General features: G+C 32.8%; 13 protein-coding genes and 1 tRNA gene. 7 read left to right on the forward strand and 7 right to left on the reverse strand.

Annotated features, from left to right (window positions below):
* Nucleotides 1-78 precede the first annotated feature (78 nt).
* Nucleotides 79-153: transfer RNA gene (locus QLS65_RS12580), tRNA-Val, on the forward strand.
* Here the strand turns inward: QLS65_RS12580 and QLS65_RS12585 are convergent.
* The 4 genes from QLS65_RS12585 to mobA form a co-directional block, all read right to left on the reverse strand.
* Entirely contained in the window at nt 144-1667 is a 1524-nt protein-coding gene (locus QLS65_RS12585; protein ID WP_282718149.1) for a recombinase family protein, read from the reverse strand. The two genes, QLS65_RS12580 and QLS65_RS12585, sit on opposite strands and share 10 nt — an antisense overlap.
* Nucleotides 1651-1806: a hypothetical protein gene (locus QLS65_RS12590; protein WP_282718151.1), complete on the reverse strand. Its 156-nt coding sequence runs from the start codon at nt 1804-1806 to the stop codon at nt 1651-1653. The genes QLS65_RS12585 and QLS65_RS12590 overlap by 17 nt, the downstream gene beginning before the upstream one ends.
* Nucleotides 1807-2087: 281 nt before the next feature.
* Nucleotides 2088-3377: a conjugal transfer protein MobB gene (mobB, locus tag QLS65_RS12595; RefSeq protein ID WP_282718153.1), complete on the reverse strand. Its 1290-nt coding sequence runs from the start codon at nt 3375-3377 to the stop codon at nt 2088-2090.
* Nucleotides 3374-3805 (reverse strand): conjugal transfer protein MobA, encoded by a 432-nt coding sequence (gene mobA / locus QLS65_RS12600; protein WP_282718155.1) that lies wholly within the window; start codon nt 3803-3805, stop codon nt 3374-3376. Before mobA ends, mobB begins: the two co-directional genes overlap by 4 nt.
* Nucleotides 3806-4020: 215 nt before the next feature.
* On the opposite strand from mobA, the gene QLS65_RS12605 reads away from it, so the two are divergent.
* Entirely contained in the window at nt 4021-4710 is a 690-nt protein-coding gene (locus QLS65_RS12605) for a nucleotidyl transferase AbiEii/AbiGii toxin family protein (protein WP_282718157.1), read from the forward strand.
* A 48-nt stretch (nt 4711-4758) separates the two neighbouring features.
* Nucleotides 4759-5070 (forward strand): DUF6922 domain-containing protein, encoded by a 312-nt coding sequence (locus QLS65_RS12610; protein WP_282718159.1) that lies wholly within the window; start codon nt 4759-4761, stop codon nt 5068-5070.
* A 7-nt stretch (nt 5071-5077) separates the two neighbouring features.
* On the opposite strand, the gene QLS65_RS12615 is transcribed toward QLS65_RS12610, so the two are convergent.
* From QLS65_RS12615 to QLS65_RS12625, 3 genes are all read right to left on the reverse strand, one after another.
* Nucleotides 5078-5557 carry a hypothetical protein gene (locus tag QLS65_RS12615; RefSeq protein ID WP_282718161.1) on the reverse strand — a complete coding sequence of 160 codons (480 nt, stop codon included), beginning with the start codon at nt 5555-5557 and terminating at the stop codon, nt 5078-5080.
* A gap of 972 nt (nt 5558-6529) precedes the next feature.
* Nucleotides 6530-6886, reverse strand: a complete 357-nt coding sequence (locus QLS65_RS12620) for a hypothetical protein (RefSeq protein ID WP_282718162.1) — start codon at nt 6884-6886, stop codon at nt 6530-6532.
* 2 nt (nt 6887-6888) lie between these two features.
* The gene (locus tag QLS65_RS12625) at nt 6889-7764 is read right to left on the reverse strand and encodes a hypothetical protein (protein ID WP_282718164.1); all 876 of its coding nucleotides are present in this window, start codon (nt 7762-7764) and stop codon (nt 6889-6891) included.
* A gap of 173 nt (nt 7765-7937) precedes the next feature.
* Here QLS65_RS12625 and QLS65_RS12630 point away from each other — a divergent pair, with 173 nt between their 5' ends.
* The 4 genes from QLS65_RS12630 to QLS65_RS12645 all read left to right on the forward strand — a co-directional run bounded on the left by QLS65_RS12630 (nt 7938) and on the right by QLS65_RS12645 (nt 13647).
* Nucleotides 7938-8333 (forward strand): helix-turn-helix domain-containing protein, encoded by a 396-nt coding sequence (locus tag QLS65_RS12630; RefSeq protein WP_282718166.1) that lies wholly within the window; start codon nt 7938-7940, stop codon nt 8331-8333.
* A gap of 129 nt (nt 8334-8462) precedes the next feature.
* A complete protein-coding gene (locus tag QLS65_RS12635) occupies nt 8463-8720 on the forward strand; it encodes a hypothetical protein (RefSeq protein WP_282718168.1) in 258 nt (85 codons plus the stop codon).
* An 873-nt stretch (nt 8721-9593) separates the two neighbouring features.
* A complete protein-coding gene (locus QLS65_RS12640; RefSeq protein WP_282718170.1) occupies nt 9594-10592 on the forward strand; it encodes a helix-turn-helix transcriptional regulator in 999 nt (332 codons plus the stop codon).
* Between the two features lie 49 nt (nt 10593-10641).
* A complete protein-coding gene (locus QLS65_RS12645) occupies nt 10642-13647 on the forward strand; it encodes a hypothetical protein (RefSeq protein WP_282718172.1) in 3006 nt (1001 codons plus the stop codon).
* Nucleotides 13648-13650: the final 3 nt, after the last annotated feature.

Here is a 13650-nt window from a genome sequence, read left to right on the forward strand (position 1 = left end):
GGTTTTTACTTGCAAATCTAGAAAAGTGGCGTATATTTGCACACGCAATAACGGAAACGAAAGTAACCAAATTGTTTAGGGCGATTAGCTCAGCTGGTTCAGAGCACCTCGTTTACACCGAGGGGGTCGGGGGTTCGAACCCCTCATCGCCCACTGTGAGGGATTACCGAAAGGTTTTCCCTCTTTTTTTTGTATATAAGACATCCCTTTGCCTCCATTTTACTGGCATTATGAGATAACAGATCTAACATTGTAGGTGTTCGATAGATACCCTCTTGGTAGTATAAATTACCATCGAACACCATGTTTACAAACTCACGTTTTTGCAGAGTATCCGATTTTGCATAGATATGTCTAATGTCCCCCAATAAATCCAGATTACGGTCTAAAATCTCGAAGGCCTTCCCTTGATTCTTACTGAATCTTTCTATAGTAGCTGTAAGGTTCAATATATGATCGCTGTGGGTATGATACCATCTGTCGTAAGTATCTTTGTTTATCTCGTCCCTAAACCATTTTTGTTCTACCGTATTTAATCTCTGCTGAACTTCTTCCAGTTCAATTTTTTTGTCAACTGCCTTTTTCCTGTTTGCTTTTACTTCTTGTTCAAGCGAAGCGTAACAGCCGTTTCTTATTTCCTTAATCTGTCTTTCGGGAACGCTCATGAAATCACAGACGTTTAAGAATTGCTCATGTGCTTTGACAGCACTTATATTGTTATGTTTTGAATGCTTGCATTTATAATAGTAGAAGTATTTCCCAGATTTACCACGAGAAGGCGCACCAGTAAGCGGAGTTCCACAATGGCATTTTACAACGCCTCGTAGCGGTATTTCATCATCAATAACTACCTTTACTTTATCAACTTTCTTCATTTTAGACTGTACCATTGTCCATGTTGTCTTATCAACTATTGGCTCATGAATGGCAGGAAAAAGACCTCCCGGCAGATCTTTGAACTGTTCAACCCTTACAAGCCCTGCATAAACAGGATTTGCAAGCACACGATCAATAGCCATGTTGCCTTTCCTGTCAAAACCTGATTGATAAGCTATTTCCTTGATTTTATATAACGGCACATCACGCAGATACATATCATAAATTGTTTTGACAATTTTAGCTTCTATCTCATTTACTTCAAGGTGGCGCTGTTTTCCTTCTCCGACCTTACTGTAGCCGAAAGGTTTTTCCCTTGTCAGGAAACGACCTTCTTTAGCACGGGCAGTATATAATCCCCCACGTACTTTGATACTCCTGTTGATATTGTCTTCTTCGGCAAGCAGTAATTGTAAGCCTGCCCTGAAAAAACTTCCCGGTGTATCATAATCAAAGACTATCCCTTCTGTCACACTGATAATTTGGATATTGTATTTTTTCTGGAATTGCTTCACCATGTTCATGGCTTCTCCTGCATCGCGGCTGAAGCGGTCAAGCTGGTCAACCAACAGGTAATCCACTGATTTATAATGTTTGGCTATGAATACCTGTAGTTTTATAAAATCCGGACGATCAAAAGTCTTGGCACTTTTACCTCTGTCAATAAAAGAATCTACCAACTGGATGTTGTTATTCTGTAGATACTGATCGGTATACAGTTCCTGTCTTTCGATAGAGCCATTGCTTTGCCCTAACTGACTAAATCTTAAATATCTAATCGCCCTCTTCATACAATTCTTTTAATGTTAACGATACAACAATTTCAATCATTAAATTTACGAATTTTTGTTCTTTTTCCTGTTCTATCTCTTCATAATTTTTTGATATATATTCATCTATATCAGTCTGTTTGATAAATTCCTGTTTCATTCTGCACCTCCTTTTCCTTTTGGTAAAACAATAATTTTTAATCTGCTGATGAATTTAATACCACAGATGGCATAAGATTAATTGCAGTCTCACCAAGGAACTCTTTGGCTGCATTAGTCTCAAAACTATATTAGAAACAGTCATAATAAAAAACAAAGACAATCCCTCCTTATTGTCGGGACAGTCTTTGTTTTTAAAAAGAGTTGGTACAGCCAATTTGATGAATCACTCCTTTGTCGTGAATCAACAAAAAGGCTGGCGATTAAAATTGATAGTACGCACTATCTTTTTTTACGTCTGGCTTTCTTTTTCATTTGGTTGACAAATAATTCTTCATCATGGTTTACTGCTTTTCCATTGGATAATAGCCCTCCAAAGACTTCAATAAGGTTGTTTTCTTCGTGGCTATAGGACATTTTTTCCTTAACCAAAAAGTCAAACGGATTGTAGGATTGTTTGATATCTTCATTTATAGTGGCATTGTTATTTGAAGCACCATTTCCCTTTACAGGCTGCTCCATTTTATTGCCATTATTCCACCAGTCATTGAATACGTTAGCCGAAAGGTTTTTGCCTAATTGCGAACCATTCCACACGGATTTCGCCCTATGGTCAACAAAGGTTATTCCATAAACTCTGCCTTCAGTATTTCGTCTTACAACGGTATTAGTACCTCGTTCCAACAACAGTTTTTTGAATTCTTTTTCCTCCGATGCCCTCTGCAAGCACATCTCAATGGTTGTCTTAAGCAAAGCTTTGGATGGCTCATTTTTCAATAATTCTCTGGACTTCTCATAATGTTGTTGAAGCTGAACATACCCTGCCTGTTTACCGAACAGCGAAGCCTTAAAAGGATTGCTTGCTTTTTTTCCCTTTTCATTTAATGCAAAATATACCAGTCCTTGTTTTGGGATTCCATTAAATTCGCCCTTGACTTCTTCAGAGGTAATATTGAAAAGAGAAAGCAGGGCATTGTAGGCACCGAAACCCTCAAATTTGTAATAATTTGGCAGATAACGGATTACCGAAGTCATCTGGCTCTTTATGTCTCCAGCCTTATAATCAACGGGTTTGAATATTTGATTTTGTGGATTTTGCTTTTTCTCGATAGCCGATACCAAGCAGAATTGTTTTTCCAATTCCCGACAGACATCCATCGAACGCCTTTTTTCAAATTTATCAGATATTTTTCTTCCCGCTTCATCCACGCAAACCGATACAATATGAATATGGATACGGTCAATATCTGTATGCTTGAATACCACAAAAGGCTGTTCTGCGTAACCCATTTTCTGCATATACTCCTGAGCCAGCTTTTCAAATTGTTCATCACTTACTGTATCCTTCGGATCAGGATTGAGAGAGATATGTAATATTGGTTTTTCAGTCTTTCGATTGGCCAGCAGGTACGGTTCAAAAGAACGCAACAGTTGACTGGTGGCAAAACTGCCATCAGGGGTTTGAATTATCTTATTGGTATACAAAACTTGTCCTTTTTCCTTTTCTACTTTGAGTTGATTGTATACCAACGCACCATACAGATTGCTCCCTCTTCCGATTTTCGCTATCATTTTTTCAGGTATTTTGCTTCAAACTCCTGGGTTAGTAGAATGATTTTTTGACACAATACCGCCATTTCTGCTGTCTGTTTCTCCAATTTATAGAGATAGACTGCTGCTTTCTTTTCGGAAAAATTGCGGTACAGTATTTTTACCACTTGGTTATAATTGGTTCCTACAGCCCTGAACTGCATGAATAGGGTGGTCAGGCGCATATAGTAATCCATGGTTGCCTTGTCAACCGTTACGGTCGTAATTCCTTTTTGGAAAACACATGCCGTAATAAAATGCGCCATTACATCCATGCGTGAAGCCTCATAGAGAGAAAGGAATCGTGCATTTTCTTCAGCACTAAAGCTTATAGAATAACGGTGAACGGCGGGATCTTTCTTGGGATGCCTGCCTCCTTTATGCGGGGTGGTTTTGCCGTTGCTTTCCATTACCATTATTACTGGTTTCGTTTAAAAAATTTTAAAACCAATATATTTTATTATCAATAATAACATCTAAATATTGATGGATGTGGAAGCATTTGGCTTATTATTTCCGCATGTTGATTTTCGCCTTAAGGACAACTTCCGTCAAATAAAGCCACGAGAGGAAAGTATGTAAGAGTGCCCCACTTCGGGATTAATTTCATGAAAAACATGAAATTATGCTCTATAAAGAAACAGTCAGCAAGGAGATGTGGGGACTTCTCCAAAGGCTTATGAAAGACGAAAAACTAAAAGACTATATATTGGTTGGCGGTACGGCATTAGCCTTACGATTGGGACACCGCTTATCGGTGGATCTAGATCTTTTTACAACAAAAAATTTTAATTCGCAGATGATGCTCAAATATCTGCATGACACTTACGATGTAAATGAAAAGGAAAGCCAGTTCTTCCCGAACACTGTTCTTACCTATATCGATGATATAAAAGTCGATATTGTTACACACAATTACCCTCTTCTGAATTCCGTAGAAACAGCTGAAGGAGTGCGCATGATTTCCACTGAAGATATTGGAGCAATGAAACTCCATGCGATTCATCAGAGCGGAGACAGGTACAAGGATTTTGTCGACATGTACTTTATGCTTGAACGAGAACCATTAAAGTTCTTCCTTCAAGCCTATCAGAGAAAATATGATAAGGATCCCTACTGGGCTTCCATAGGTCTGAATACATATGGCAAGATTACTACCTTTGAAGGTATAGATATGCTGAAAGAAAAAGAGCAAAACTGGAAAATTATCCAAAAACGGCTGGAACTGGCAGTAAAAAATCCTTTGTATAAATTTAAATCAGAAAGCCAGGATTTACCGATTAATCCCAACAAAAAGAGAGAATTTCGCAGGTAATTCAGCAAAAAATACTTATATTTGATACTACTCCAATTAAAAAAAACAATGAAGCCATTAACCAAATATATACCTAATCTTCATCCTAAATTCTTCTGGGATTTTAGATTCGACAGTATTGACTGGGATGGAGGATATAAAATGGTAATTGCCCGTATTGTTGAGCGTGGAGGTCAGGATCAAATTGACGAAATCGTCCGTTTTTATGGTCGTGAAAAAGTAATTACTTCTATCCGTGACGAGATTTTCTTTCTTCCCAACTATGCCATTGAGAATGCTCTTAAATTCTTTCCCGAACTCAAAAAGGAAGAGATGTATTGCTATCTAAACCGTAAAGACAAACCCTATCACTGGATTTAGTGAATACCTAAATCCCTAAACGGGTTTTTCTTGGTTTGTTTAATTCCTCATCTTTGCTTTGTTCCGTCTTAACGCTAATATTAAGTGGCTGGTTTGTACGCTGTCTCAATGATTCTTTTTCGCTTGGACGTAAATTGTTCCTGCTATCATTGTTTACATAACGAAAAACCGTTTTTACAGACCCCATTATATCCAAAGGTTTTTCAGACTTCTGTACTGGCTTCTTTTCACTTTCCTTAATTTTAATAACCAATAGTTTATCTAACATTTTGCCCAGCCCTGTTTTTGTTGTGCTTTTGAACTGTTTGAGAAAATTAGAGAAGAAATTGGTTAAAATGTTTCCACCTCTGTCTACCTGCACAAATGGAATTTTCTTTCTATCATCCATTTTTTTAATTTTCCTCTTTTTTTCCTCTTCAGGTTTTGGAGTTAATAGTGGTTTTTTCTTTTTTTTCGGTGCTTTATCTTTATGCTTATCTTTTTTCATTATTACTGATTTTAAGGTAAAAGGTAATTATTAGATATTTAAATTCTTCATTTCGGCATTTTAAGTCTTTGATTGGCAAGACATGTCAGACTTTGTGCGGGTTGGACTTTATATTTTACCTAAAGAAATAATAAAAAGAAAACAAGGTAGGACGTGCTGGATCAGTCTGTCCAAAAGACTACGGCATAATGGTTTGCTCGTTCCTCACAAACCACCCTTCGGGACTTATTCCGTTTCCTTTTGTCCGGTCTGCATCCCGTCCTTTGAAATTGCTTTCTTTTTCTTTTTTCCGATTTTCGGTTTTCTTTGGAAAATATATTTATGTTTTTAGATATGGGTACATGTGTGTATCTAAAAGTCTATTTATTTACTTATGTACATAAAGGAGCATTCATGTCTGTGCCTAAAAGCATACACATGTAAAAGCATAAAACTGTAAAAACGTATGTACACATATACAGCTATACAAGCGCATTTACGTATGGGATTAAATACTTCTTTAATTCAGTGCATCCTTAAAGAATTGCATTGATACCTCAATAGGCATGAGAAGATAAATTTTAATATTTATGTTTGAAGATAAGCAACTACATATTGTCTAATTCGGCAGATAACTGCTATTAAGCTTCTCTGGAATTTATAGAGTTGAACCCATTAAAGCCATGACTGCCAACACTATCCTATTTCTACACAGCCTTATCAAGGCTGATTTGTTCAAACCAATCACAACACATAACAATTCCTAAATATCCGCAAAACAAAAAAAGGGCCTCAAGCCCTTTCTATTAAAACCATATCCAATAATATTTTCGCAGGAAAATAGCAAGTTGTGTTTTGAGCTGCTTGAAATACTTTCCGCAGCTCAAAACCACTTGCCCTTGCAGGAGGCTGGAAAACGCCTCCAAAGTCGGCGTTTTATTAAAATTATAAATGGAAATAGGTTAATTGATAATGTCATTCTTATATGCATTGTTAGTCTTTTATTATATTTTCATCTTCCTTTATAGAATCAGCAGGGAATAATATGCTGATTTCATTTAGCAGTTCAAATTCATCAATTGGAAATAACTGCAATGCAATTCCCAGTATAAGCCCGACGTCAATTGACTGATTTTTTATCGTAATGGGAACTTCAGCTCCATCTTGATCCAGAGCCACAATACATAATTTTATAAGATTTCTAATAATTGAGGCAAGTTCCAAAAAATCAAACACTCTAATTTCTGCAGCATATAAACCGCTTTTGTCCCCTGAAGGTTTTAAGGTTCTCAGACACATGTCTGTTAATCTCTTGATAGCTTCAATATTTTTAACACCATCTGTTTCCATGATTATTTTTTATTTTCAATTATTTTATTTTCAATAATTTCAATTTGACTTAACCTCTCGAGTTCTGTTTGTATCACTATATCGGCTTGTTTTTTAAATTTACCGCATCTCTCTTCCATTATCTCATAATATAAATAATCAACATCGTTAGCTTTACTAAATCGTAACGTGTTGGGCTGTTGCTTTAGAAGTTTAAATATGGATTTGTCTTCCAGAGTTTGTCGGGGGAAAAAATCTGCAGTTACGGTAGTAAAGTATTCACAGAGATTAAATAAATAGTCTAATGCAAAATGATTAGGAGTGTAGCCTACAAAAACACGGATCAAAGACAGACAGATTTGCTCCACTATTTGATGAAGAGCGGACATTTTTACTTCATCCGAACTGGAAGCATCATCATCATTATATACCCAGCCCCAGATTGTAGCAATATTATTCCTCCTCCATGCTATGTAATGCGATGTTGATTTTAAATTTCTTTTGGGAGTTTCGCTAATATTTAAATAAGGAGGCTTGTTAATATCTTGAAATAATAGCTCTGCGTTCTGCATGATCTGCCAAAAGAAAAACTGCTGGTCTTGGCAGAGGTCTTTTAGACTCTGCACGTGGTGAACAAGAACAGTAGCGGTCAAAGTACCCTGAGTCTTTGCTTTTATCTTATCGCTTATATCACTGACAGCATTTTCTTTGGTCTCCTGTACAAAAACTAAGAGGTATAAATGACTATGTTCTTCTTGGAGTTCTTTATCAGGATAAATTTTCCTGCTTGAACTATAAGCTGTTGCATACCTGCCAAAACAATAAATCGCAGATGTTTTAATGTGCTCAGTAATTACTTCCTTCAATTCTTTTTGCTGTGAAAATTCAATTGCATTCATAATTTTGCTTTTTTAATTAATACTTATCCGAAAAATTGTATTTTTGTCTAAAACACATTGCAAGTAAACAATAGATTGTACCGTACCGAACTAATCGAAATTGTATCATACTAATTCAGGCTTGTATTTTACCGATCTGAAAAAAATTAAAGAATTTTAAATACCTTTGATCTATGGAAACAGCAACAAAACCAAAACATATTGGCAGGAATATAAGCCGAATCAGAGAGCTTAGAGGTATGAAACAAGAAGCATTGGCTATTGCTATTGGTGTAAGTCAACAGTCAGTTTCTAACATTGAAGGAAGCGAAACAGTTGATGAAGAAAAATTAAAAGCAATCGCAGAAGTTTTAGGGGTATCTGCTGAGGCGATAAAAAATTATAGCGATGAAACAGTATTAAATGTTATCAATAATACTTTCACTAGTCATGATAGTTCAACAATTAATGCAATTAATATTCAGCCAAATTTTAATCCCCTGGATAAAATAGTTGAGTTATACGAACGCTTAGTTAAGGCAGAAAAAGATAAGGTTGAGTATTTGGAAAAATTATTGAAGGCTAAATAAACCTTTTATAAAAGATATAATTAATTCCAAAAAGAGACCTCACAAGTCTCTTTTTTGTTTGTAGAATAGAAAGTAAATCAAAAAAATCACGCAACATATTAGTATCGCGTATCAATAAAGAATAAACCGATGGATAAAACTATTAAGCTGAGAGTTAAAAAAGAAATTGATAATAGCAGTGAGCTTAAAGTTTTGAAATTAAAAGGCACTTTAATTTCGAAAGGCTACACTGAAATTATTCATATTGCGGATGAAAATACAGAGTATTACCTCAACTCATTTTCCACTTCACCTGAGAATAAAAAAGAGGTGGAACATTTTGTCTTAGACTATATTACAAACCATGATCTTGCCGATACTATTACTCTAGTTAGCACAAAGAATTAAAAAATTTTTGATTGCCATAATTTCCTATGGACATCCACAAAAATCTTCTCGAAAGCAGTCAGAATTTTGTAGATTTAAAAAGTAATATTGTTTGAAAAAGTACGCTTCTTATTTTTGTTATCTTCATATGATTTTGAGAAGCATACACTTTCAAAAGATATTTAAAAATTATTTTTAAAGTTTTTTTATGAGCTTAAAAATCTCCAACCAAAGGATAAAGAACAAGACAAGGCATTGAAAATCAGTGAATATATATACATAATGAAATGCCTCGTTCCTCGTTTTGTCACCCTTCGGGACTTCTAGCGCTTCGTTTCCCTAATTGTCCAATTTCAAATCTGTTTTCTTTTTTTCGTTTTTCTTTGAAAAAGTGATTTATGCTGGAGCCGTTTCAATCTATTCTAGTCATAAAATCATCTATAATTAGATATGTCTTTTATCTATCATAAATTAGTATCTGACTTTTAAAAAGCTGAAAGATTACCACGTTCCTATAACAGAAAGGTGTTCGTTCGTATCACAAAGGATATCTTTCTACTACTTAATCTGAAACTCGTGTGCAGTGAATTTATAAGAATAAAGACAGATTCCTAACATAAGAAAATAACCCAAATTTCTCAGAATTAATAAATCTAGATTTGAATTCTAACTTAACAATTACTAATGTTTTTTATTTTGTTCTCTAACAATCTAGAAACATCAAATAAATTAAAAAAAATCCCTATTGTAGCAATTTTAATTTCTACCGAGAAAGCTATATAAATCTTTTTTCTTCTTTTTATTATTTTCGTCCGTGTACGGTTTTCCTCATTTTATTTCCATTACTTTTTCGTACTATTGTGAGAATAACATTATTATTAAAATCAATTTCTTTTGTCAACTAATAAACACGCTATAATTAGATACCAAACTCTAGACAAGTGCTTCCGTAACGTCGGAAGAAATTACTCTATTGAAGATCTTGTAAATGAATGTAACAAATCAATTTGTGAATATACTGGAAAAGAAGAAGGTATAAAGAAAAGACAGCTTTACGATGATATTAGATTTATGGAAAGCGATCAAGGCTGGAGTATAGAACTAAAAAAAGTAAAAGATGGTAGAAGAGTTTTTTACAAATATGAAGATTCAAATTTCTCAATTACAAATCAACCATTAAATGAAACAGAAGCTAATCAACTTAGAGAAGCTTTATTAACATTAGATAGATTCAAAGGTTTACCACAATACAATTGGATTAATGAAATAAATGCAAGATTAGAATCTTCATTTAATTTAAAACAGCAAAACGATATTATAATCAGTTTTGAACAAAATGAATACTTAAAAGGATTAGAATATATTCCAGAAATTTATAATGCAATCCTATATAAAAAAGTATTACATATTGATTATAAGAATTTCAAAACGGAAAATTTAACTACTATTATAATCAATCCATATTATCTAAAGCAATATAACATGCGTTGGTTTTTATTTGGAAAATCGCAAGGCTATGAAACTATTACAAATTTGGCATTAGACCGAATAGAAAAAATAGATTCAGGTAGCCAAGTATATATGGAAACAGATATTGATTTTAGTCAATATTTTGAAGACATCATTGGGGTGACAATACCAAATGAAAATGTAGTAGACATTATTCTCGAAGTGGATAAAACACTAATTCCTTACATAACAACAAAACCATTACATGGTTCTCAAAAAATCAAAGAAAAAAACAATAATATTGAAGTTCATTTAAAGTTAATTCCTAATTATGAATTAGAAACATTGATTTTATCTTTTGGTGAAAAAATTCGGGTTTTAGAGCCAACTACTCTAGTTCAAAAAGTTAAGGATAGAATCAACAAAATGATAAAAAATTATTAGTGCGCATGTAGTGCACATATCTGTTTTACTTTTACCAAAAAAAAATTGTATGAGTGAATTTTACAAAATATTAAAGACTAGAAATCTAGATTTTCATACTGGTCAACCTATCTGGAAATATAATCTATCTGATTTTGAATTTAATCAGTTAAAAGAGCGTTTCAAAATTGTGCAACGCATCTCTGAATTAGATCCTCGTGCATGTGCTGTATATTTTGCAGAGTGGTGGAAAAGATGTTACAACGGAAAATATCCTTCTAAAGAAGAGATATATTCTTCAATTGGATATCCAACACTTTGTTTTGATGCAGATGAATTATATGAATTAGCAAAAAAAGGAGGCTACCTTTTAAAATACAAATGGATAAAAATACAAAATACACTATATCTAAAAACTTTATTATTACAAGGCGGACTTCCTCTTAATCATATCAAAAATAATAAGGGAAAGTATAGGGATTTCCTTTTAAGTATTATTCATTTAAATCCACGTGAAATTGGTGATTTTTCTACGAACATGGATTTAATTAATCTGCTGCCTAGATCAAGTCAAAATGATATTATATATAGTAGTTGTTTAGAAATTGTACGTGCTGTATTAGATGAAGATGAAACTGAGTTATTGAGTTTTAAAGAGAACGAAGATTTAAAACAATTAACGGAGGACTTAATTATTGAAAGAGATAAAGGAAGAAAAACAAATAATGCTATTAAATTTAAATGGAACTTTAATTCTAAAAGTAACTCTTTTTACCTTAATACTCTTATTACATCAAGAATAGGAATTGATGAACTTAAATATATTTTAAATGATAACGAAATTGATTGCCAAAATGAATATAGATTATTTGTCGGTACAGATTTAGTCGCTAAGTTCATTAAAAGAAATAATGATACTTACAAAATTTTACAGTTCAAAGTTTTTGTCAATTTTGAGGAAAATTTTGAGACAGAAATTTATCTAATTGATAGTTTTGACAAAATTTATGACTCAAATCATTTACTTCATTCTAAGTTAAACTTGGATTCCCCAAGATTATGGGCAACAGATAATAATGAAAATTTTGTTTTGGAAAAATCTAGACATACCCATAATAATTTTGGATTTATAGTAGTAGATAATACGTATTCAATTGAAGGAAATATTGAAGAAAAAACAGATATTGAGATCAGCAATAAACCGTATTCGATAGTAAAATTTCAAAATGAAATTAATTTAAAGAAATCTGATGAAAATACAATTAAGTTTAAGACAAATACGGAGAATACATTTGATTGGACATTTTTAAGTGAAAACCCAAAATGGTTACTTAGAAGCAACCTAAATATTGTCAAAAACAACTTGAGAGTACTTGTTTTTGACAAAATGGGTTTAAGGATTAATAATCCAGATTTACAATGGAAGTCTGTTAATAAAGAGTCATGGAATTCAAAACACATATCATTAGAGTTAGGAGTTTTAGATATTAAAATCTCACATGATGGGATTGATGAGTTCGAAAGAGTTTTTAATATTGGTGATTTATGTTTGGCAACGAGTTCAGATAATAATAATCCACAGATTAGAGTAAATAACAATTCTTTCACTTTAGAAATATATAAATCGGATTTGTATGATGTCAATATAAATCTAAATAATATTGATTTTAAAATTGTAAATCCTTCAAAATTTCCAACTTCAATTAAAACTAGAATAAAAGCGAATAATCAAAGTTTAGGGCTAATTGCTGAAGTAATTTCACCTTTTCAAGGGGTTATATTAGTTGACCAAGAGGAGAATATTATAAAAGAAGAGGAAATATACCTAGATAAAATAAAAGGTTGGCGATTGATTGCACATTCCTTTGGGAAAGAATTTGAAGTCAGAATTTCTAATAACAAGAATCAAGAAATTATTATTTCAAAAAAGATCGAAAAAAAAATTAAGCCTTTATTTGAGTTTTATGATACTTTTAAAGCTCTTTTTCAGCTTTTTAATATTATCGATTCTGATAATTATTTAAAAATGGATATCTGCGAAATAATTCCAAATAGGAGAAGTAGAACAATTAAGAGCTACAAGATCAAACAGTTTTCAGAAACAATAACATGGGAAGTAAATGATGAAAATGTAATACGATTTAATGAGATTGAAAGTATAGATATTGCAAACAGTGTTTATGCTTTACCATTAGATTGTGATTTACAATATATTGATAAAGTTGAAATAAAAAAAGACTCTGACTTTTACTCAATTAATACTACTAACGTTAATAAGTTTATTCTCTTTTCAGATAAGAATTCAAAATTCAAAATTAAACCTGAGTTTATATGTGTTAATCCAGATAATGAATTAACGTCAATTGATGATAGAAATAATAGAATTGTTAATTACTCGCAGCTACTTTTATCCGAAGATTTCAGCAGTGAAGTATGGAATCGGTTTTGGATTTATTATTATTTATGCAAAGAGAATGACCTGCCTTTTGCAACATTTGATATTATAAAAGCAATTACAACATCATCAGAATTAGCATCAAAAGCATTTGCCTTTTTAGCTATAAAATTTGATGTAAAAGAATACAGATTTTCTGGAAATGATTTTGTAGAATTAGAAAATGATTTAGGATTTTCTTTCCATTGGGTTAAGCTATCAGATTGGGAAAATATTTGTGAAAGTTGCCCAGAAATATTTGAAGCACTTGCTGTAATGCTAAATTTTAAATCGAACAAACTAAGCCTGTGTTTACTTCAAAAAAGGAACACCAATACTTTTGTGTTTAATGCAGAATTAAATAACGTTAGGCAACGATTGGGAGAAAGTGTCATGAGTCAACTTCCTTCTTATGATATTAGTAAAGACAGGAATAAATATACTAAACCGATACCTCAAAAGCAATGGCACGACCAAGTTAATATTCTTGTAATAGCACCTTTAACTGTAGCATCTTCAATAAACGGTCTTAATACAGGGTTATGGCATGTAAATGGCGATAATTTTAGGAGAAGAATTAAGTATGTAGAAGACCTTGATAAGAAATGGTATGAAGAATCATTGATTTATTATTTAAACTAAAAG

The organism is Flavobacterium algoritolerans (genome assembly GCF_030010385.1).
Taxonomy (GTDB): Bacteria; Bacteroidota; Bacteroidia; order Flavobacteriales; family Flavobacteriaceae; genus Flavobacterium; species Flavobacterium algoritolerans.

Excerpts from the sequence above, each read along its gene's own strand:
- QLS65_RS12585 (WP_282718149.1), bottom strand. The coding sequence starts at position 1,667 with ATGAAGAGGGCGATTAGATATTTAAGATTTAGTCAGTTAGGGCAAAGC.
- QLS65_RS12590 (WP_282718151.1), bottom strand. The coding sequence starts at position 1,806 with ATGAAACAGGAATTTATCAAACAGACTGATATAGATGAATATATATCA.
- mobB (WP_282718153.1), bottom strand. The coding sequence starts at position 3,377 with ATGATAGCGAAAATCGGAAGAGGGAGCAATCTGTATGGTGCGTTGGTA.
- mobA (WP_282718155.1), bottom strand. The coding sequence starts at position 3,805 with ATGGAAAGCAACGGCAAAACCACCCCGCATAAAGGAGGCAGGCATCCC.
- QLS65_RS12605 (WP_282718157.1), top strand. The coding sequence starts at position 4,021 with ATGCTCTATAAAGAAACAGTCAGCAAGGAGATGTGGGGACTTCTCCAA.
- QLS65_RS12610 (WP_282718159.1), top strand. The coding sequence starts at position 4,759 with ATGAAGCCATTAACCAAATATATACCTAATCTTCATCCTAAATTCTTC.
- QLS65_RS12615 (WP_282718161.1), bottom strand. The coding sequence starts at position 5,557 with ATGAAAAAAGATAAGCATAAAGATAAAGCACCGAAAAAAAAGAAAAAA.
- QLS65_RS12620 (WP_282718162.1), bottom strand. The coding sequence starts at position 6,886 with ATGGAAACAGATGGTGTTAAAAATATTGAAGCTATCAAGAGATTAACA.
- QLS65_RS12625 (WP_282718164.1), bottom strand. The coding sequence starts at position 7,764 with ATGAATGCAATTGAATTTTCACAGCAAAAAGAATTGAAGGAAGTAATT.
- QLS65_RS12630 (WP_282718166.1), top strand. The coding sequence starts at position 7,938 with ATGGAAACAGCAACAAAACCAAAACATATTGGCAGGAATATAAGCCGA.
- QLS65_RS12635 (WP_282718168.1), top strand. The coding sequence starts at position 8,463 with ATGGATAAAACTATTAAGCTGAGAGTTAAAAAAGAAATTGATAATAGC.
- QLS65_RS12645 (WP_282718172.1), top strand. The coding sequence starts at position 10,642 with ATGAGTGAATTTTACAAAATATTAAAGACTAGAAATCTAGATTTTCAT.